22 protein-coding genes, 1 rRNA gene and 1 other annotated feature (1 of these 24 only partly in view) are annotated in these 21,549 nt (G+C 34.5%); of the genes, 2 read left to right on the top strand and 21 right to left on the bottom strand.

Annotation, left to right across the window (positions count from 1 at the left end):
* Window positions 1-125 (bottom strand) — a sequence feature (ribosomal protein L10 leader region); it reaches 22 nt to the left of the window's first position.
* 94 nt (window positions 126-219) lie between these two features.
* The 18 genes from rplA to AC3WQX_RS00030 form a co-directional block, all read right to left on the bottom strand.
* A complete protein-coding gene (gene rplA / locus AC3WQX_RS00115) occupies window positions 220-915 on the bottom strand; it encodes a 50S ribosomal protein L1 (protein ID WP_023350792.1) in 696 nt (231 codons plus the stop codon).
* 221 nt (window positions 916-1,136) lie between these two features.
* Entirely contained in the window at window positions 1,137-1,559 is a 423-nt protein-coding gene (gene rplK, locus AC3WQX_RS00110; RefSeq protein WP_002433084.1) for a 50S ribosomal protein L11, read from the bottom strand.
* A 194-nt stretch (window positions 1,560-1,753) separates the two neighbouring features.
* Window positions 1,754-2,302 (bottom strand): transcription termination/antitermination protein NusG, encoded by a 549-nt coding sequence (gene nusG / locus AC3WQX_RS00105; protein WP_002432993.1) that lies wholly within the window; start codon window positions 2,300-2,302, stop codon window positions 1,754-1,756.
* A gap of 10 nt (window positions 2,303-2,312) precedes the next feature.
* Window positions 2,313-2,495, bottom strand: a complete 183-nt coding sequence (secE, locus tag AC3WQX_RS00100; protein ID WP_002433350.1) for a preprotein translocase subunit SecE — start codon at window positions 2,493-2,495, stop codon at window positions 2,313-2,315.
* 56 nt (window positions 2,496-2,551) lie between these two features.
* Complete coding sequence (gene rpmG / locus AC3WQX_RS00095; RefSeq protein ID WP_002452476.1) at window positions 2,552-2,695, bottom strand: 50S ribosomal protein L33; 144 nt, start codon at window positions 2,693-2,695, stop codon at window positions 2,552-2,554.
* A gap of 117 nt (window positions 2,696-2,812) precedes the next feature.
* The gene (locus AC3WQX_RS00090; RefSeq protein WP_023350793.1) at window positions 2,813-3,385 is read right to left on the bottom strand and encodes a sigma-70 family RNA polymerase sigma factor; all 573 of its coding nucleotides are present in this window, start codon (window positions 3,383-3,385) and stop codon (window positions 2,813-2,815) included.
* 74 nt (window positions 3,386-3,459) lie between these two features.
* A complete protein-coding gene (locus tag AC3WQX_RS00085) occupies window positions 3,460-3,987 on the bottom strand; it encodes an NYN domain-containing protein (RefSeq protein WP_023350794.1) in 528 nt (175 codons plus the stop codon).
* Window positions 3,984-4,733 carry a 23S rRNA (guanosine(2251)-2'-O)-methyltransferase RlmB gene (rlmB, locus tag AC3WQX_RS00080; RefSeq protein WP_002452475.1) on the bottom strand — a complete coding sequence of 250 codons (750 nt, stop codon included), beginning with the start codon at window positions 4,731-4,733 and terminating at the stop codon, window positions 3,984-3,986. Before rlmB ends, AC3WQX_RS00085 begins: the two co-directional genes overlap by 4 nt.
* A gap of 7 nt (window positions 4,734-4,740) precedes the next feature.
* A complete protein-coding gene (locus AC3WQX_RS00075) occupies window positions 4,741-5,127 on the bottom strand; it encodes a Mini-ribonuclease 3 (protein WP_002433421.1) in 387 nt (128 codons plus the stop codon).
* Window positions 5,128-5,130: 3 nt separating this feature from the next.
* Window positions 5,131-6,531, bottom strand: coding sequence for a cysteine--tRNA ligase (gene cysS / locus AC3WQX_RS00070; protein WP_023350795.1), 1,401 nt, complete (start codon window positions 6,529-6,531; stop codon window positions 5,131-5,133).
* Entirely contained in the window at window positions 6,515-7,144 is a 630-nt protein-coding gene (cysE, locus tag AC3WQX_RS00065) for a serine O-acetyltransferase (RefSeq protein ID WP_171002259.1), read from the bottom strand. The genes cysS and cysE overlap by 17 nt, the downstream gene beginning before the upstream one ends.
* Window positions 7,145-7,566: 422 nt before the next feature.
* The gene (gene gltX, locus AC3WQX_RS00060; protein ID WP_002433261.1) at window positions 7,567-9,021 is read right to left on the bottom strand and encodes a glutamate--tRNA ligase; all 1,455 of its coding nucleotides are present in this window, start codon (window positions 9,019-9,021) and stop codon (window positions 7,567-7,569) included.
* Between the two features lie 409 nt (window positions 9,022-9,430).
* A complete protein-coding gene (locus AC3WQX_RS00055) occupies window positions 9,431-10,495 on the bottom strand; it encodes a PIN/TRAM domain-containing protein (protein WP_161799216.1) in 1,065 nt (354 codons plus the stop codon).
* 157 nt (window positions 10,496-10,652) lie between these two features.
* A complete protein-coding gene (radA, locus tag AC3WQX_RS00050) occupies window positions 10,653-12,020 on the bottom strand; it encodes a DNA repair protein RadA (protein WP_002433170.1) in 1,368 nt (455 codons plus the stop codon).
* Window positions 12,021-12,362: 342 nt separating this feature from the next.
* Window positions 12,363-14,816, bottom strand: coding sequence for an ATP-dependent Clp protease ATP-binding subunit (locus tag AC3WQX_RS00045; protein ID WP_002433302.1), 2,454 nt, complete (start codon window positions 14,814-14,816; stop codon window positions 12,363-12,365).
* Between the two features lie 14 nt (window positions 14,817-14,830).
* On the bottom strand, window positions 14,831-15,835 hold the full coding sequence (locus AC3WQX_RS00040) for a protein arginine kinase (RefSeq protein ID WP_002433454.1): 1,005 nt from the start codon (window positions 15,833-15,835) through the stop codon (window positions 14,831-14,833).
* Window positions 15,828-16,391, bottom strand: coding sequence for a UvrB/UvrC motif-containing protein (locus AC3WQX_RS00035; RefSeq protein WP_023350798.1), 564 nt, complete (start codon window positions 16,389-16,391; stop codon window positions 15,828-15,830). The genes AC3WQX_RS00040 and AC3WQX_RS00035 overlap by 8 nt, the downstream gene beginning before the upstream one ends.
* Before the next feature lie 19 nt (window positions 16,392-16,410).
* A complete protein-coding gene (locus AC3WQX_RS00030; protein ID WP_002433457.1) occupies window positions 16,411-16,872 on the bottom strand; it encodes a CtsR family transcriptional regulator in 462 nt (153 codons plus the stop codon).
* A gap of 154 nt (window positions 16,873-17,026) precedes the next feature.
* On the opposite strand from AC3WQX_RS00030, the gene AC3WQX_RS00025 reads away from it, so the two are divergent.
* Window positions 17,027-18,238 carry a NupC/NupG family nucleoside CNT transporter gene (locus AC3WQX_RS00025; RefSeq protein WP_023350799.1) on the top strand — a complete coding sequence of 404 codons (1,212 nt, stop codon included), beginning with the start codon at window positions 17,027-17,029 and terminating at the stop codon, window positions 18,236-18,238.
* A 133-nt stretch (window positions 18,239-18,371) separates the two neighbouring features.
* Here the strand turns inward: AC3WQX_RS00025 and pdxT are convergent, their stop codons facing one another.
* Both pdxT and pdxS read right to left on the bottom strand, forming a co-directional pair.
* Window positions 18,372-18,932 (bottom strand): pyridoxal 5'-phosphate synthase glutaminase subunit PdxT, encoded by a 561-nt coding sequence (pdxT, locus tag AC3WQX_RS00020; protein ID WP_023350800.1) that lies wholly within the window; start codon window positions 18,930-18,932, stop codon window positions 18,372-18,374.
* A gap of 3 nt (window positions 18,933-18,935) precedes the next feature.
* Window positions 18,936-19,823, bottom strand: coding sequence for a pyridoxal 5'-phosphate synthase lyase subunit PdxS (pdxS, locus tag AC3WQX_RS00015; protein WP_002433503.1), 888 nt, complete (start codon window positions 19,821-19,823; stop codon window positions 18,936-18,938).
* Between the two features lie 95 nt (window positions 19,824-19,918).
* On the opposite strand from pdxS, the gene pdxR reads away from it, so the two are divergent.
* On the top strand, window positions 19,919-21,298 hold the full coding sequence (gene pdxR / locus AC3WQX_RS00010) for a MocR-like pyridoxine biosynthesis transcription factor PdxR (protein WP_492739667.1): 1,380 nt from the start codon (window positions 19,919-19,921) through the stop codon (window positions 21,296-21,298).
* 157 nt (window positions 21,299-21,455) lie between these two features.
* On the opposite strand, the gene rrf is transcribed toward pdxR, so the two are convergent.
* Window positions 21,456-21,549 (bottom strand): 5S ribosomal RNA (rrf, locus tag AC3WQX_RS00005); the annotation flags it as partial.

The following is a 21,549-nucleotide window of genomic DNA, read 5'->3' as shown; positions in this document are numbered from 1 at the left end:
CTACCCACGGCAAAAAGTGCTTGAAAGATCATTAATCATCACGTTCAAGTCAATTTTAGCCTCGGTAGGATGAGTTTTAAGTTATAAATAACTCCTACTGTCTTAGGTAAAATAATCACAATTAATAATATAACTGCTTTGTTGTAATAAGTCAACAAAAAATTTACAGACTGAAAGATTGCTTCCTTCAGTCTGTAATCATGTTGCATTATTTAAAATTTATAGTTTGAAAGATGAAGTATCAACTTTAACTCCAGGGCCCATTGTTGTAGTTACAGCAACAGATTTGAAGTAAGTACCTTTAGCAGAAGATGGTTTAGCTTTTGCTAAAACGTCTTGTAAAGCTTTAAAGTTTTCAACTAATTTTTCATCGTCGAATGAAACTTTACCGATTGAAGCATGTACGATACCTGCTTTTTCAGCACGATATTCAACTTTACCAGCTTTAATTTCTTCTACAGCTTTTTTAACATCCATTGTTACTGTACCTGTTTTAGGGTTAGGCATTAAACCTTTAGGTCCTAATACACGACCTAATTTACCAACTTCGCCCATCATGTCTGGAGTAGCAACAACTACGTCGAAATCAAACCAACCTTGTTGGATTTTTTGTACGTAGTCTGATTCTCCTACATAATCTGCACCTGCTTCTTCAGCTTCAGTGATTTTATCGCCTTTAGCGAAAACTAATACACGTTGAGATTTACCAGTACCGTTAGGTAAAACAACTGCACCACGGATTTGTTGGTCATTTTTACGTGTATCAATTCCTAAACGGAAAGCTACTTCAACAGACGCGTCAAAGTTAGCAACGCTAGTTTCTTTAGCTAATTTAATTGCTTCTTCAACACTATAGTGTTGAGTACGATCAACTTTGCTAGCTGCTTCTTGATACTTTTTACCTTTTTTAGCCATTTATTGTTCCTCCTTTAGTGGTTTTAGCGGAATTTCCTCCCACATTTACTTGCCTATCGCAAGTTAAGAGCAGATAACAGTGGAAAGAGAGTGATCCAGAAATATAATTTATGTCCCGTCCTCTTACTCATAGACAATATCAATTGTTTACCTTCTCTGTTACCTGCTTTTATCGTCTAAATTAAGTTCATTTTTAAAATTAAATTCGTTAATACGCTTAATTATTCTACAGTGATACCCATGCTACGTGCAGTACCTTCGATAATACGCATAGCTGCTTCTTCGTCTGCAGCGTTTAAGTCTTGCATTTTAGTTTGAGCAATTTCGCGTACTTGATCTTTAGTTACTGATGCAACTTTTGTTTTATTAGGTTCACCTGAACCTTTTTCAACGCCAGCTGCTTTTTTAAGTAGTACTGGAGCCGGTGGAGTTTTAGTAATGAATGTAAATGAACGATCTTCATATACACTGATTTCTACCGGAATGATTAAACCTGCTTGTTCTTGCGTACGTGCGTTGAACTCTTTACAGAATCCCATGATGTTCACACCTGCTTGACCTAATGCTGGACCAACTGGTGGTGCTGGATTCGCTTTACCTGCAGGAATTTGTAATTTAACTACTTTTTCTACTTTTTTAGCCACGATGTGCACCTCCTTGATATCGTGATGTGGTCACAGGGCTCAGTTTTGCCCTCCCACTCTTAAACATTTCGTGACGAAATGAACGCTCTAAAAGCGCGACCACATTATTTTAACACTCGCTCTATTAAAAAATCAATAGTAAAATTTCATCTTTTAGTTGAAGTTTTATAATAAATTTTTGATAGACGTTTAAATTAAAGTTTCTCAATTTGATCGAATTCAACTTCGACCGGTGTTTCTCGACCAAACATATCTACAAGTACAGTTAATTTAAATTTATCCGCTTCGATTTCTTGAACTTCGCCTACTTGATTAGCAAAAGGTCCTGATTTGATACGAACTTGTTCACCAACATCAAGTTCAACATCAATAGTTTTCTCTTTAAGACCCATTTGCTTAAGAATGAAGCGCACTTCTTCAGGAAGTAGAGGATTAGGTTTAGAACCCGCACCTGCAGAACCTACGAATCCTGTAACACCTGGTGTGTTACGAACGACATACCATGACTGATCCGTCATTACAAGCTCAACTAGCACGTAACCTGGGAATGTTTTTTTAACAAGTTTCTTAGCTTTACCATCTTTAACTTGTGTTTCTTCCTCTTCTGGTATGACAACTCTAAAAATTTGCTCTGTCATATTCATAGATTCTACTCTTTTTTCTAAATTCTTTTTAACTTTGTTTTCATATCCAGAATAGGTATGCACAGCATACCAACGCTTTGCGCCAACTTCTTCAGACATGTCTCCACTCCTAACCTAATAATAATTGTTTCAATGCATTAATACCTACGTCTAAGGCATAGAAAAAGACTAAGAAGAATATAACTGTAGATACAACGATTACAGTGTATTTGAATAGTTCTTCTTTTGTCGGCCAACTTGTCTTTTCCATTTCTGATTTAACGCCTTTAAAGAAGTTCTCTTTTTTAGCCATTAGTTAGACCTCCACATTTTAAGCCTCAACTTTAAAGTCTCATTCAGCTTAATAATCTATTTCGATTCTTTATGAACTGTATGCGAATTACACTTCGGACAATACTTTTTCAGTGTTAATCTCGTTGCCGAACCTTCCTTTTTAGGGACGTTGTAATTTCTATTGCCACAAACCTCACAATTTAAAGGTACTTTCTTCACGATTATTCACCTTTACTCATTATAATACCAATATACTATACATAAATGTCGTAATAAATGTCAAACATACATTCTTTGCTATAATCACCTAATTACTAGGGAATAATACAGACAATTTCATTTCCTTAATTGTCGTTTCATTTTCATTTTACAACGTTGTATGGCATTGTAAACGTCTTTATCTTTAATTTCTAATGCTTGTGCAATTTCTCTCGGTTTATATTCTTTAATAATTAGTTTTAAGACGTCTCTTTCCAATCCGCTTAATGTAAATGCTTGGCTCATAATTTCCTTTGATAATTCTTCTCTTAAAAATGACCTTTCAACTTCATCAAGTGCTAATGCACAATGATAATCTACAACGTACTCGTTGATAAGCATCACATGTCGATGACGTTCAGCTCTACTCTTTCTTAAGTAGTCATACTTAACAGAGCGAATGAGAAAGTACAAATATCTTTTAAATGGAATTGCTCTACTAAAGTCATAATGTTGAAGTGCTCGATACATTTTTATGATAATCTCTTGATACATATCCTCAATATCAAATTGATTCGATGTTATGTATCCAATTTTTCTAAAAATGAGTGGTCTCAACTCTCTAAGTAGCGTCTCAAATATACGCTCGATATCTTCAGTTTCGATGTTGAAATGATACTGTGTTAATTCATCTTGATGTCTTTGATTCAATCACGTATACCTAACCTTCCTTTATTGTTAGGTTAGTTTATATGACTTAGATTAAATTTATCAATACCACTGTATTAATCATTTCGATGGTTTCCACGTCTGATTTTTTCAAATTCTTCTAGTATCTCATTTGATAACTGAATTCGAGTTCTGGGTTTCTTTTCACTAAAATTATCAATTGATTTGCTCACTGTGATTTCATTTTCTTTTAAATCGCGCCACATCTCCCTCGAAGATATGCGGTATGCCCCAGATCCAAAAATGGCATGTTGCTCGCTCATATCACTCGTAACAACGGTGATATGCGTTGTATGTTTATCATATAACTCATATACATAACGTTCGATAAAACTATCTGCTGTTTCTTTCTCTTTAGTAAACACCGTTCTAACGCCATGGTATACGTATTCTCTTTCAATTCCGGATTGTTCATATGCATCAAATACACACACAATTTCATCAGCAATAAGTGCATTATAGTTTGCTATGGCATCCAAAAGTTGCTCTCTTGCTTCTTCTAAACTCTCTTTAGCAATCGCACTTAATGCTGAAGATTGACCTATCATATTATAGCCATCGATAATTAGATATCTTTCCTTCATGACATCTCTCCAGTCTCATCTCTTTTACGAAATACTTCATACATCATCAAGCTTGCTGCTACAGAAGCATTGAGACTATTAACATGTCCAACCATAGGTATTTTAATGTAAAAATCACATTTATCGCTCACTAAGCGACTCATTCCTTGTCCTTCGCTTCCGATCACGATAGCTAAAGACATATCCGCCTGTAAGTCACGATAATCCGTAGCATTACTTGCTTCGGTACCTGCGACCCAAAAACCATTTTCTTTTAATTCATCGATTGTCTTAGAAAGGTTCGTAACGCGTATAACTGGAACATGTTGAATAGCACCAGTTGAAGCTTTTGCAACAGTCTGCGTGAGCGCTACTGAACGTCTTTTAGGAATAATGACTCCGTCTACTCCAGTTGCATCAGCAGTCCTTAATATAGAACCAAGATTATGCGGATCTTCTAGACCATCTAAAATTAATATTGTAGAAAAGCCATCTTTATTCTTCTGGCTTTGTAAAAATTCATCAAAATCTTCATATTCATATGGAGCGACTAATGCAGCAACCCCTTGATGAGGTGCATTTGATAAAAAATCTAATTTAGATTTTGGCACGGTTTGAACTATCAATTTTTGAGCTTTTGCATTTTTTAAAATTTCATTAATCTGTTGTTTTTTTATACCATCTTGAATCAAAATCTTATTTATAGCATGCCCCGAAACAATCGCTTCTTTAACTGCATGTCTTCCTACTATGACAGTATCTTCCACGTTCTCACTACCTTTCATTTACTATTTCAACAATAGTTTGAAGTAATTCTTCTAAACGCGCATGTTGATGATCTAAATATAAAAAACCTATAACTGCTTCCAAGGCTGAACTTTTTCGATATGTTTGAACATCAGTATTTTTAGCTTTGGTATAGCTTTTAGCATTACGTCCCCTTCTCAAAACATTTAACTCTTCTTCAGTAAACCAATCATTAGATATTAAATACTCTAATGTCTGAGCTTGGCTTTTAGCAGAAACATATTGTTTTGATACCTGGTGTAGACGATTCGGTTTACTTTGTAATTTAAGAACAATATATTCTCGTACATGTTGATCTAATACGGCATCGCCCATATAAGCAAGCGTCAATGGATTTAATAATTTAACATTCATTATTTAGCCACGCTTAAATCTGACACCTTGTGGCGTATCTTCTAAAATAATGTTACGTTCTTTCAACATGTCTCGAATTTCATCAGCACGTGCGAAATCTTTATTTTTACGAGCTTCATTACGTTCTTCTATAAGCTTTTCAATATCCTCATCTAGTAACTCGTTTTCATTTTCACCTTTAAGTGGGACGCCAAGAACATCACTGAAGATTTGATATACTTCTTTAAATCTATGAAGTACCTTCGTAGACGTTGTGTTCTCTAGAACATATTTATTCGCAAGTTTGGCTAAATCATACCAAGCAGTGACAGCATTAGCTGTATTAAAGTCATCATCCATAACCGCCTCAAATTGTCGGAGAATCGTTTCTATTTGATCAATGTATTCAGAATGTTCTTCTAAATCTGTAGCAATGGCTTCACGTTCTTCAATCAATTTATAACTATTGCGTATACGTTCTAAACCGCTTCTCGCAGCTCCTACCAGTTCTAAATTATAATTAATCGGGCTACGGTAATGGACACTAATCATAAAGAAACGTAGTACATCTGGATCTATTTCTTTAATAATGTCGTGTACTAAAATGAAGTTACCTAATGATTTACTCATTTTTTCGTTATCTATATTTATGAATCCATTGTGCATCCAGTAATTCGCAAATGGTGCATGATTGTGTGCTTCTGACTGGGCAATTTCATTTTCATGGTGAGGGAATTGTAAATCTGACCCTCCTGCATGAATATCGATTGTCGCTCCTAATTCATGATAAGCCATAACTGAGCATTCGATATGCCAGCCTGGACGACCTTTACCAAATGGACTATCCCAACTGATTTCGCCAGGTTTCGCTTTTTTCCATAAAGTAAAATCGAGTGCATCTTCTTTTTGTTCTCCCGCTTCAATACGCGCGCCTACTTTGAGGTCATCTAGAGATTGATGACTTAATTTACCATATCCACCAAACTGACGCGTTCTAAAGTACACATCTCCATCACTCTCATAAGCATACCCTTCATCTACTAATTCTTTAATGAAATCTATAATTTCTTGCATATGGTTCATCACACGCGGGTTGGATGTTGCTTTCTTAACGTTCAATGCACCTACGTCTTCATAGAATGCTTTGATGTACTTTTCTGCAATTTCAGGAACACTTTCATTTAGTTCTTTAGAGCGATTAATTAATTTATCATCCACATCAGTGAAATTAGAAACGTAAATCACTTCATAACCTTTGTATTCAAAATATCTTCTAACAACATCATAGTTAATAGCAGGTCTTGCATTTCCGATGTGTATATAATTGTAAACGGTCGGACCACAAACATACATTTTTACCTTGCCTGGTTCAATCGGCTCAAATGTTTCTTTCCGACGTGTTAACGTATTATATAATGTAATCATCTTGAATCTCTCCATTCTTAGCTTTTTCAAGTTGTCGTTCTAAATGTTTGATTTGTTCGAAAAGTGGATCAGGTAAGTTGCGATGGTCAAATGTTTTACCGATACGCTTACCTTCTTGTTTAACGATATGACCCGGTATACCTACAACAGTGGTATAGCTTGGTACAGATTGTAGTACAACTGAATTCGCACCAATATTTACATTTGATTCAATTTGAATATTCCCCAACACCTTAGAACCAGCTGCAATTAAAACATTATCTCCAATGTCCGGGTGACGCTTACCTTTTTCTTTACCTGTACCACCTAAAGTAACACCTTGGTAAATCGTGACGTTATCCCCAATTGTACATGTCTCACCAATTACAACACCCATACCGTGATCAATAAATAATCGTTTACCAATTTTTGCTCCGGGATGAATTTCTATACCCGTAAAAAAGCGTGACACTTGTGAGATGACTCTCGCTGCTGTATAACGTTTCTTATTATATAATTTATGGGCTATCAAATGACTCCATACCGCATGTAATCCTGCATAGGTAGTAACTACTTCTAAAGTTGAGCGTGCTGCTGGATCCTGTTCAAACACCATTTTTATATCGTCTCTCATTCTTCTTAACAAGATCTTCTCCCCCTTGGTTCAATCATTAAGATATCTGTTCTTTACATGAAATAATTTTTCGACCGTCATGCACAATTTTAAAATTAATGTTATTAAAAAAGCACCTCTAACAACTGATGTTAGAGGCGCTCTTAGCACGGTTCCACTCTTCATTTAGTAACGAAACTTTAAAATGTTAGCGTTACTCTCATTTGTATTATTCATCTTAGTTCAACAAAGGTGCATTCATTAATATTAATGATGTGCTCACAGCGACCGCACACTCTCTGAGTCATGTAATAATTAATTACTAATCCTTTGATTCATTTTTATAGTTATAATAATAGGTCGTTAATTGTGAAATTTCAAGTCGAAACACACGTTTTTTAATCATACTGCACTAGATAAAGCTAAACTTCGTTATTAATTTACTATACATACTTTTGTAATCGTGATAATACTTTTTCTTTACCTAAAACTTCAATAGTATTTGGTAATTCTGGTCCATGCATTTGACCTGTAACGGCTACACGAATTGGCATGAACAATTGTTTACCTTTAATACCTGTCTCTTTTTGAACTTCTTTAATTGTTTTCTTAATTTCTGCTGCTTCAAATGGTTCTAAAGCTTCTAATTTACCGTATAAATGATTCATTAACTCAGGAACTTGTTCACCATTTATAACTTCTTGCTCCTCTTCACCAAGTTCTGGCATTTCGTGGAAGAACATTTCTGATAATGGAACAATTTCACCTGCGTAACTCATTTCTTTTTGATATAAAGCAACAAGTTTTCTACCCCATTCTTTATCTTCTTCAGAAGGATTTTCTGGGATAAGATTTGCTTTGATTAAATGCGGTAATGCTAATTCAAATACTGTATCAGTGTCTTTCGTTTTCATATATTGGTTATTTACCCAAGCTAACTTTTGTCTGTCGAACATAGCTGGTGATTTAGATAAACGTTTCTCATCGAAGATTTTAATAAATTCTTCTTTAGAAAAGATTTCTTCTTCACCTTCAGGTGACCAACCTAATAAAGTAATAAAGTTAAATAGTGCTTCTGGTAAGTAACCTAAATCACGGTATTGCTCAATAAATTGTAAAATTTGACCGTCACGTTTACTTAACTTTTTACGTTCTTCATTAACGATTAATGACATATGACCAAAGCGTGGTGGTTCCCAACCGAACGCTTCATATATCATCAATTGTTTAGGTGTGTTAGAAACATGGTCATCACCACGAATAACATCTGAAATTTTCATATAATGATCGTCTACAGCAACTGCAAAGTTATACGTTGGAACGCCATCTTTCTTAACAATGACCCAATCACCCATATTATTTGAATCAAAAGAAATTTCACCTTTTACCATATCTTTGAAACTATAAGTTTTATCTTTAGGCACGCGGAAGCGAATAGATGGTTTACGTCCTTCAGCTTCGAACTGTTTGCGTTGTTCTTCTGATAAATGTGCGTGTTGTCCGCCATAACGAGGCATTTCTCCACGAGCAATTTGCGCTTCACGTTCTTCTTCTAATTCTTCCTCAGTCATATAACATTTATATGCTCTATCTTCATCAAGTAATTGTTGAATAAGTGGATTATAAATATCAGCACGTTCAGACTGACGATATGGACCAAAACCTTTATCTTTATCGATAGATTCATCCCAGTCTAAACCTAACCATTTTAAGTTATCAAATTGTGAAGATTCACCATCTTCTAAATTACGTTTACTGTCCGTATCTTCTATACGAACTACAAAATCTCCATCATAATGTTTCGCAAATAAATAGTTAAATAATGCTGTTCTAGCATTACCAATATGCAAGTAGCCTGTTGGACTTGGCGCATATCTTACTCTGATGCGTTCACTCATTATATTCACTCCTACGATTATTATTTATGTGGTTGATTAACTGATTGAAAATAAATGCCCTATGATAACTCATTTTATGAAGCAATCGCATTTAATATTTTCAAGTCATGTTTCAAACCATTAAGCATGTAAGCTTTCATGTTTTCAGTAGTTTAATTCAATTTTAAAAAAAGTTATTCAAAAGTTTATGATGTGTTTAACTATTACTTTGTGAATAACTTTCGTGAAACATTGATTATTCATTCTTACATAACATTCAATAATATTGTAGCACTTAAACACGCCTTTGATAAGTCTATTGTTTTAACAGTCTTTCATAGTTAATAGTTTTTTATATGAGAAAAGGTTTCATGTAAAATACATACTTAATTATAAAATATGTAGTTTCACATGAAACCTCTTTTTAGAATTAATTTTCAAAATCAGAACTATTGTCATCGACATGTTTCGCAAAAACGATTCTACCAGATGAAGTTTGTAGTAAACTGATGACTTCTAAGTTAACATGTTGGCCCACTAATTTCTTAGCGTTATCAACAACGACCATTGTGCCATCATCTAAATACCCAACGCCTTGACCAGGCTCTTTCCCCATTTTAGTTAAAAGGATATTGAGGTGGTCACCTTGATGTACGTTAGGCTTAATAGCTTCAGATAAATCATTGACATTAAGTGCCATAATGCCTTGGACATGACACACTTTATTTAAATTAAAATCCGTTGTAATAACGTGAGCGTGGTAATGTTGTGCTAATTTGATTAGTAAAGTATCAATATCATTATGAGATTTCGTTGGATTTATGACTCGAGTAGGATAGTCTAAATCATAAAGTTGATTAAGAATGTCTAATCCACGCTGACCCTTTTCTCTTTTAACACTATCATTCGCATCAGCTACGACTTGTAATTCATTTATAACACCTTGAGGGATAAGAATATCTCCATCAATAAATCCACAACGAATAATATCTAATATACGCCCATCAATAATTGCGCTTGTATCGATGATTTTAGGGATTGCTTTACGTGTGTTGTAGGACATTGAGCGTGCCATATTTTCAGGCAAAAACATTAACATCTCATCACGTTTCTTTAAACCAAATTGGAATCCAAGATAACATAAAATAATTGTTATTATAATTGGGATAAAATGATTGAGCATTGAATTTCCTATTAGTTCTAAGATGAAAGAAACCATCACAGAAATAAATAATCCAATAATCAAACCAATTGTTGCGAACAAGATTTCAACCGCACTGCGGCGCATTATAATTTGTTCTAGTTCTTTAAAAGCGTATGTGACCTTTTTTAAGAAAAATCCAAATATAATGAAGAACAATATGATCCCTATTAATCCATCTATGTAATGATTAGTGATAATTGGGTAAGTGTTAATCCCTAAATCAGATACTACTTCTGGGATGATGATAATCCCTAGTGCAGCACCGATAATGATATAAATAATTACCACCATTAATCTAATGATATTCAATCTTATCCTCCTCTCATGGCTGTCTATTCATTGTATGTAAATCACTTATTTAACATAATTATAATGAAATTTGTGAAAACTAAATTAAAAAACTATATGCGTTTAAATCTTAAAACTCACTAACTACTATGAGGGAGGATTATGAAGAATGAAGCGCATATTTTAAAGCCTCATGCACAGAAGACACTCCTATGACTTGAATACCTTCCGGGAAAGTCCACCCACCAATATTAGTCTGAGGTATAATCGCTCGTTTGAATCCAAGTTTAGCCGCCTCTTGCACGCGTTGTTCAATGCGTGACACACGTCGAACTTCACCTGTTAGACCAACCTCTCCAACAAAGCAATCTAAACCGTCTACCGCTTTATCCTTAAAGCTTGAAGCTGTCGCAACAATAATACTTAAGTCAACGGCTGGTTCTGTTAATTTCACACCACCAGCAACTTTGATATAAGCATCTTGTTGTTGAAGTAAATAATTCTCCTTCTTCTCTAAAACTGCCATAAGCAAACTTAATCGATTATGATCTATGCCCGTAGCCATACGTCTTGGATTGTTGAAAGTGGTCGGTGTGACTAACGCTTGGACCTCTATTAATAATGGTCTTGTACCTTCCATAGTCGGTACAATTGTTGAACCTGGCACGTTTGTAGAACGTTCTTCTAAGAACATTTCAGACGGATTTAAGACACCTTTCAAACCACTTTGCTTCATTTCGAAAATACCCATCTCATTCGTGGAGCCAAAACGGTTTTTAACCGCACGTAAAATTCGATAAGCATGATGTTCATCACCTTCAAAGTAAAGCACGGTATCCACCATATGTTCAAGTAATCTTGGACCGGCAATTTGTCCTTCTTTCGTAACATGACCGACGATGAACGTTGCGATATCCATTTGCTTTGCGATATTCATTAGACTTTGGGTACTTTCTCTTACTTGAGATACAGAACCCGGTGCAGAACTGATTTCAGGATGATAAATAGTTTGAATTGAATCTACTACAAGTAAATCTGGGCGTTCATCCTTAACTGTTTGATGAATGACTTCTAAATCAGTCTCTGCTAATACATTGAGTTGACTAGAATCTTCTTCTAAGCGATCGGCACGTAGTTTAGTCTGATTGATAGATTCCTCACCTGTAATATATAAGACATTCTTATTTTGAGATAATGCCGCACATATTTGAAGAAGCAACGTAGACTTCCCTATACCAGGATCGCCACCTATAAGTACGAGTGATCCACTGACAATCCCTCCACCAAGGACTCTGTTAAATTCTTTAGAATCCGTTAGAATTCTAGGGGTAGATTCATGTTTAACATTATCCAATTTTTGAACTTTTCCAGCTGCTTCTTTAGATTTCACTCCATGTTTAGGGTTTGCAGCTTTCTCTACAATTTCTTCCATCTGGTTCCATGCACCACAGTTTGGACATTTCCCCATCCATTTAGGAGATTGATAGCCACATGCCATACACTCAAATATTACTTTTTTCTTGGCCACTTCTGCACCTCCAAATTATTATGAACAAATCTATTTTAAACTGACATTTTGATTATGACAAATTAAATGTAAATGATTATGATATAGTCTATTTTTATGTGGTTATTAAACTATGATTTTTTATAAATAATTTTATTTTTGTCTATTTTAATTTCTGCAATTTTGTATAATCGCTAGTGTATTGTTTTTTATTTTCCGGAAAATGAATATCCCATCATCAGTTTTAAACAAATTGAAAAATATGTAAAAAAATGACATCCCTCAAACAGCGAGAGATGTCATTTATTAATGATGCAAATAGCAAACATTACTTTAGTTATTCAATATATTAGCAATAATCAATTAAGCTTCAGTGGTTTCTTTATCATCTGACTTTTCATGGATGTCATATTTGAATTCATCGCCATCATGATCGATTGTGACTTCTTTACCTTCAATTTGATTACCATCTAAAATTAATTCACTAAGATTATCTTCTACAGTTTTTTGGATGGCTCTAATTAATGGTCTAGCACCGTATTCTGGATCGTAACCTTCTTCTGCGATTTTTTCTTTAGCTTTATCAGTTACAGAAATATTGATGTTTTGTTCAGATAATCGATCAGTAAGTTTCTTAACCATCATAGTAACAATTTCTTTCAATTCTTCTTTAGATAGTTTATGGAATACGATGATATCATCCACACGGTTTAAGAATTCAGGACGGAATGAATTTTTGAGTTCTTTCATCATTGTTTTGCGAATTGTTTCGTAGTCATTACCCTCTGAAGCACCGCCAAATCCTGCAAATCGTTGGTCTTGTAATTCTTGCGCACCAACATTTGATGTCATAATAATGACTGTGTTACGGAAATCTACAGTACGACCTTTAGTATCAGTTAGATGACCATCATCTAATACTTGTAGCAAGATATTAAATACGTCAGGATGAGCTTTTTCAATTTCATCAAATAAAATAACTGAGTAAGGTTTGCGTCTAACTTTTTCAGTTAATTGACCACCATCATCATGACCTACGTAGCCTGGAGGTGCTCCAACTAAACGACTCACAGCATGTTTCTCCATAAATTCACTCATATCAACACGAATCATAGCATCATCTTCACCAAACATAGATTCAGCTAATGCACGAGCTAATTCTGTTTTACCTACACCTGTAGGACCTAAGAAGATAAAGCTACCGATTGGACGTTTAGGATCTTTTAATCCAGCGCGAGCACGTCTTACAGCTTTACTAATTGAATTAACAGCGTCATTTTGACCGATAACTCGGTTATGAAGTGTATCTTCAAGGTTGAGTAAGCGATCTGATTCAGTTTCATTAATTTTAGTTAATGGAATACCTGTCCATCCTGCGATAACTTCAGCAATATCTTCTTCAGATAAAGCTGTACTTACACCACCTTGAGAGTTTTTCCATTCGTTTTTAGCTTCTTCATATTGTTTTTCAAGCTTAGATTGTTTGTCTCTTAAGTTTGCTGCATTTTCAAATTCTTGTGCATGAACGGCAGCATCTTTTTCATTTTTTACATTTTCAATTTCTTGTTCAATCTCTTTTAGATTGTTAGGAGTTGTATGACTTTTCAATCTAACCTTAGAACTTGCTTCATCAATAAGGTCAATTGCTTTGTCTGGTAAGAAACGATCTGATACATAACGATTACTTAATTTTGCCGCAGCTTCTAAAGCCTCATCAGATATATTAATTCTATGATGAGCTTCATAGCGATCACGTAATCCTTTTAAGATTTCAATCGTATCTTCAACTGTTGGTTCATCAACTTGAACAGGTTGGAAACGACGTTCTAATGCAGCGTCTTTCTCAATATTTTTACGATATTCATCTAATGTTGTAGCACCAATACATTGTAACTCTCCTCTAGCTAATGCTGGTTTAAGAATATTAGAAGCGTCAATTGCACCTTCCGCACCTCCAGCACCAACTAATGTGTGTAACTCATCTATAAATAAAATGACGTTACCTGCTTGATGAATTTCTTCCATTACTTTTTTCAAGCGTTCTTCAAATTCACCGCGGTATTTTGTACCAGCAACGACAGTTCCCATATCGAGTGACATCACTCGTTTATCTTTTAGAGTTTCTGGGACTTCATTATTAACGATTGCTTGTGCTAAACCTTCAGCTATAGCAGTTTTACCCACACCAGGCTCACCGATAAGTACTGGGTTATTTTTAGTACGACGGCTGAGCACTTCAATCACACGAGTAATTTCTTTATCTCTTCCAACTACAGGATCTAAAGTGCCATCTTTAGCAATAACTGTTAAGTCTCTAGCTAAACTATCTAATGTTGGAGTGTTATTTGATTTATTTGCTTGAGCATTTTTATTACTCATTTCTGGACTACCTAAAGCTTTTACTACTTGCGCGCGTGCTTTTGTAATATTTAAATCTAAATTGGCAAAGACACGTGCTGCGACACCTTCATTTTCACGAATTAAGCCTAGAAGAATATGTTCTGTTCCCACGAAGTTATGATGTAGTTTTCTCGCTTCATCCATTGAAAGCTCAATAACTTTTTTAGCTCTAGGTGTGTAATGTAAAGTGCCCATTTGTTCTTGACCATGGCCAATTAACTTTTCAACTTCTTCAATAACTTTATCTTCAGTGATATTAAAGCTTTCTAACACTTTGGCAGCGATACCTTCAGGTTCTTTCATTAAACCTAATAAAAGATGTTCCGTTCCAATATTTGAATGGTTCAAGCGAATTGCTTCTTCTTGTGCGTGCGCTAGTACGCGTTGTGCACGTTCTGTTAATCTACCAAATAGCATATATAAAATACCTCCTATTTTATATGTTTCCTTAATAAATCAGCTCTTTTTTCATTTACTGTTTTATCATCATCTTCATCTATTAAAAATGGCGATTGAATAGCTACCATTAATTCATTAAATTTAAAATCTTCAAGCGAAATATAGTTTAAATCAATGCCGAGCTTAACTTCACTCAAGCGAAATGATGCTTCTTCCATTGATATGATTCTACTATTTTGTAAAATCCCTAGTGAGCGATAAACTCTATCAAGTGTCTCTACAGGATTATGTTTATCAAGTCTTTCTCTGATTTGTTTTTCCTCATTGATAATTTGATTAACTACTTCAGTTAAGTTATCAATGATGTCGGATTCAGTTTTCCCTAAAGTAAGTTGGTTTGAAACTTGATAAATATGTCCATATACTTGTGAACCTTCTCCATAAATACCTCGAATCGTAAATCCAAAACGATTAATTGTTTGAGCGATACGATTCATTCTCTTCATAATAGAAAGTCCTGGTAAATGTAGCATGACACTTGCGCGCATTCCAGTGCCTATATTAGTTGGACACGTTGTTAAATAACCTAAGTGTTCGTCATAACTTATATCTAAATCACTATCCAACTCATCATCAATATTTGAAGCCCTTTGATATAATTCACGCAACGATAAATCTGTTCCTAACGCTTGAATTCGAATATGATCTTCTTCGTTAATCATTACACTTAAAGATTCATCTTCATTTAACAGCACCGCGGATGCTGGCTGTTTGATAAGTTCTGGACTGACAAGATGTTTCGCAACTAATTTCATTTTACTTTGTTGATCCATAGTGTCTAAACGTTGTAACTTTAAGTTTGGAAGCGCATCTTGAACTTCGTTGATAACTCGAAAACCCTCTTGTTCAGAAGGAAACATCAAAGGATGGACGTGATTTTCTAGATTTCTTGCTAATCTAATACGAGAAGAAATAACTACAGGTGCCTCTTCTGTCATCTTCATCCATTCACTTATATTAGTATGAATGTCACTCATTACGAGACACCTCACTCTCATCTTTTAATGCTTTAATTTCATCACGTACAACAGCCGCTTCCTCGAAATTTTGTTCTTCAATTAATTTGTTTAGATATTTTGTTTTTTCTTCGATTTGCTTTTTAATTGCAAGTTTCTTATATGAAGATTGAGGCGTTTTACCTACATGTTCAAAATGGCCTCCCTGTACACGTCTAACAATATCGATAATGTCTTCTTTAAAAGTTGCGTAACAATTCGCGCAACCGAATTTACCAACGTGCGCAATATCTTTTAAAGTCATTTGACATGTTGGGCATTGCTTTTCCTCTTTGAACGCCATTTCTTGAAAATTAATACCATGTTTCGTAGCAAGATGTTGTAAAATCTGTTTAACTACAAAAGCTTCCTCTATATCATCCTGATGCATATGGTAAGAAGTATCCTCATGAGATTGTTGCCATGGATTATCACCTTGAGCACATATTGAGCATACCCATTTTTCGTGAGTACCGTCTTTACTTTTAACTGTTAATTTTACTTCTGCTTCATTTAAATGACAGTTTTCACAAAGCACGTTCAGACACCTCACTTCATTAATAATAGTTTATAACTGGAAGCAATCGTTTTAAAATATTAGCGCGTATAATATCTCTTGCGACCACATCCATTTTTAATGTCTCTCTATCTATAACTGCTTGGATCATTTTAGCTTCTCTTTGGTTAATTAGACCTTTATCTAGTAAACCATCTATGACATAATACGCTTGTTGTTGAGAAATAGAAGGCCCTATCAATTGAAGTAAGTGATTAATATAACCTGATGCATCTTTATTTTCAATTTTAGTGATTCGGATGTAGCCTCCGCCACCCCGTTTACTTTCTATTTCATAACCATGTTCATTTGTGAAGCGTGTTTTAATAACATAATTTAATTGAGAAGGAACACAATCGAAGCGTTGTGCAATATTAGCGCGTTGTATTTCGACCACATCTTCATTTGTTTCCTCGAATAAATGTTTAATGTATTGTTCTATGATGTCAGACATGTTATGCATGGATATCACCTCTTTTTGACCTTCTTTGACTTTATTATATGACCACCTTTGACCTTTTTCAACCAATTTGATTTTTAAAATTTAAATTTTATGATGTTAGCGCGTTCATTTTATTGTATGATAGAGAATAGAAAAATTTAAAGGAATGAAAAACATGCATATTTTGATTGGGATTATAGGAATTATATTCTTTTTAGCACTCGCATTTTTATTTAGTTCAGATAGAAAAAATATCCGTTGGAAATATGTCGGATTACTCTTAGTAATTCAATTGATATTTGCATTTGTTTTATTAAAAACAAATATAGGTATCACAGTTATTGGTGGTATTTCGTATGGTTTCAGTTATTTATTAAAGCAAGCTGCTGAGGGTGTCAATTTCGTATTCGGTGGTTTTAAATTAGATCCAAAAAACCCTCCATTCTTCTTTAATGTATTGTTACCTATCGTGTTTATCTCAGCGCTTATCGGTATTTTACAATATACAAGAATTTTACCGCTTATAATTAACATTTTAGGTTTTTTAATTTCTAAAATTAATGGCATGGGACGTTTAGAATCTTACAATGCTGTAGCAGCAGCAATTTTAGGACAATCAGAGGTATTTATCTCATTAAAACAACAATTGCCATACATACCTAAACAACGTTTGTATACATTAACTGCATCTGCAATGTCGACAGTATCTGCTTCAATTATTGGAGCCTACTTCACATTAATAGAACCTAAATATGTTGTAACAGCTGTGGTACTTAACTTATTTGGTGGTTTCATCATCGCGTCTATTATCAATCCGTATAAAGTGAATGAAGAAGATGATAAATTATTAGTCGATGAAAGTGAAACTAAAAATCAATCATTCTTCGAAATGCTTGGTGAATATATTTTAGATGGTTTCAAAGTAGCAGTGATTGTCGGTGCAATGTTAATTGGTTATATTGCTCTTATTGCTTTACTTAATGGTGTAGTAAGTGGAATCTTTAGTCTATTATCAGGTGGAACATTGGATTGGAATTTCCAAACGTTAATCGGTTTTGTCTTTGCACCATTCGCATTCCTAACTGGTGTTCCTTGGCATGATGCTGTGCAGTCAGGTTCAATTATGGCGACAAAATTATTATCAAATGAATTCGTTGCTATGCAAGCACTCGGTAAAACACATGGTTTATCTGAGCATGCTAAAGGTGTCACTTCAGTATTCTTAGTATCATTTGCTAATTTCAGTTCAATAGGTATTATTTCCGGTGCGATTAAATCACTAAATGATAAAAAAGGTGATATTGTAGCACGATTTGGATTAAAACTATTGTTCGGTGCAACATTAGTATCATTTATTTCTGCAGCAATTGCAGGATTCTTTATTTAATCAAACGCGAGAGTAACTTAGGAAAGTTGCTCTTGCGTTTTTTTATTTTATGAGCTTACATTTGCTTTTGAAATTCATTTTCCGAAAAATTAAAAACGGCCACCTTTAAGATGACCGTTTATCAAAAGATTAATTAATTATTCTTTATCATATGGTTAATGAAGTATTCAGTTACACGATAATCGTCGGTGAGTTCAGGATGGAAAGAGACACCAAGATATTTACCTTGTTTAACCGCAACAATCTTATCTCCTACTCGGCTAAGAATGTCTACACCTTTCTCAACTTGAGCAATATGTGGTGCGCGTATGAATACACCTTCAATATCTTTAGCAACACCTTTTATATTAAGTTCCGATTCAAAACTATCAACTTGACGACCAAATGAATTACGTTCGACTGTAATATCCAACTTTTTTAAATAGCCAGATTCACCTTCAACATCTTTTGCAAGTACGATTAATCCCGCACATGTGCCAAACATTGGTAAATCAGATTGCTTTAACGCTTCCTTAAAGCCATATAAGTCCATTAGTCTTCTTAGTGTTGTAGATTCACCACCTGGCAAAATCAAACCAGCAATATCTTCAAGTTGTTCAACTCTTTTTACTGCGACACCTTCATGACCACTTAACTCTATGTGACGAATGTGTTCACGAACTGCACCTTGTAATGCTAATACACCTATTTTCATAAATTACCATCCACGCTCTTGCATACGTTCTTCTAAAGAAATTTGGTTGATATCTAAACCTTTCATCGCTGTACCAAGTTCACTAGCCAATTTTCCAATTAATTCATAATCTTGATAATGAGTCGTTGCTTGGACAATTGCTTTAGCAAATTTTTCAGGATCTTCTGATTTAAAAATACCAGAACCAACAAATACACCATCAGCACCTAATTCCATCATTAAAGCAGCATCTTGAGGTGTTGCTACGCCACCTGCTGCAAAGTTTACTACTGGTAAACGTCCATTATCTTTAATTTGTTTTAATACTTCAAAAGGTGCTCCCAAATCTTTAGCGAAAGTCATAATTTCATCATCATTCATTACTGTTAGACGACTAACTTCAGCATTAACGCGTCTCATGTGACGTACAGCTTCTACGATATTGCCTGTTCCAGGTTCACCTTTCGTACGTAACATTGCAGCACCTTCTCCAATACGTCGTGCAGCTTCACCTAAATTACGGCAACCACAAACGAAAGGCACTGTAAATTGATCTTTTCTTAAGTGATACTCTTCATCAGCTGGAGTTAATACTTCAGATTCATCGATATAATCAACACCCATTGATTCTAATACTCTAGCTTCAGTAATATGTCCTATACGGGCTTTAGCCATAACAGGTATAGACACAGCATTCATTACTTCCTCTACAATTTTAGGATTAGCCATACGTGCCACGCCACCTGCTGCTCGGATGTCTGATGGAACGCGTTCTAAAGCCATTACTGCAACAGCACCAGCTTCTTCAGCAATTTTAGCTTGTTCTGCATTTACGACGTCCATAATAACGCCACCTTTTTGCATTTCAGCCATTCCTCTTTTTACTCTTTCTGAGCCTACGATTTTTGACATGTTATTACCCCTTTACTTATTGATTAAATTCATTTTAAGAGATAAACTGATATTTAAAAAGGTTCAATTTATCCATAATAATAGGGGTCAGATTTATGAAATCATCACAACCACTTTACTTATCTCTTTATGAAAAGTTAAAAAATCAAATTATCGAAGGTCAATACCATTCCAATGATAAGTTTCCTTCGAAAAGACAATTAAGCGAACATTTGTCAATGAGTCATACAACTATTGAACACGCTTATCAACTGTTATTAGATGAAGGATTTATATACTCTAAGCCGAGATCTGGATACTATGTATCAGATATTGAATCATTGCCAGTTATCAATAGAGAAACTTATCCTAATAATGATCATTTAGAGATTCATAATGAAAGTAATGAAAACTCGCAATTCAAATTCGCCTTCAACTTAGCTGAAATCGACTCTGAAAATTTTCCTATGCATATATTTAGAAAACACGCAAAAGACGTCTTTGAAGAAGATCACTTATCACTATTACAAAGAGGCGAAATTCAAGGAGAGTTCGTATTACGTCAACAAATTGCACATTATTTATTTAATAGTAGAGGCGTAACATGTCACCCTAATCAAATAGTCATTGGTTCTTCTACTAGCCAACTCCTCGATATGATTACTAATTTACTTAATCAAGAAAAGTTTATCATCGAGAAACCGAGTTATCCTCCAATCAAACATGTCTTAGACAAAAAGAATATGAACTATTTACAAGTTCCTGTTGAAAAAAATGGTATACAAGTTCGCCCTATCTTAGAATCAAAATATAATATTTTATATATTACACCTTCACATCAATTTCCTACTGGTCATGTCACCAATTTAAAAAAGAGAACCCAACTTATTCAATGGGCACAACAAGATGAACAACGTTACATTATTGAAGATGATTATGATTCAGAGTTCAGGTACTTTGGTAAACCTATACCAGCTCTACAAAGTTTAGATACTAAAGGAAAAGTTGTTTATATAAGTACATTTTCAAAATCACTCTATCCTAGCTGTAGAATTGCATATATTGTTTTACCAAAAGAAATATTATCAAAATATAAACAAAGAAAATTAAAAGAAGGTAATACTGTACCTGTGCACATTCAACATATGGTTGCACAATTTATGGCAAGTGGTAGCTTTGAAAGACATTTAAATAAAATGAGGAAAATTTATAGAGACAAATTAAATTATATATTGCACCATCTCGAAAAATATAAAGACCAATTGCAAATTGAAGGAGCACTTACTGGGATGCATTTTAATTTAACAGTTCTGAATGGTCTCACTACACAGCAATGCTTAGACAAGGCTAAGAATAACAAATTAAAACTCGAAATATATAACTATGATGATATCCCCTCAGAGTATCCTAAATTTATTTTAGGATTCGGTGGAATTAAACAACGTGAACTTGCAGATTATGTTAAAGCTCTCATCAACTCGTTAATTATAAAGTAACACTTCTTTTTTAAAAGTTAGTGTTACTTATGCGATAGCTAATTGGCTATCGTATTTTAATTAACTTCCTCTTATTAATTTCTCATCTTTATTTTTTCGCATAAAAAAAGAGACCTTAAGGTCTCGATTCGGCTCATCGCATCCATACGATTTATTTGCCTGGCAACGTCCTACTCTAGCGGGACGTAAGCCCGACTACCATCGGCGCTAAGGAGCTTAACTTCTGTGTTCGGCATGGGAACAGGTGTGAC

This window comes from Staphylococcus sp. FW104-15G4D (genome assembly GCF_058790135.1).
Note: the sequence above shows the minus strand (reverse complement) of the source record. Positions and strands in the feature narration are given on the sequence as shown.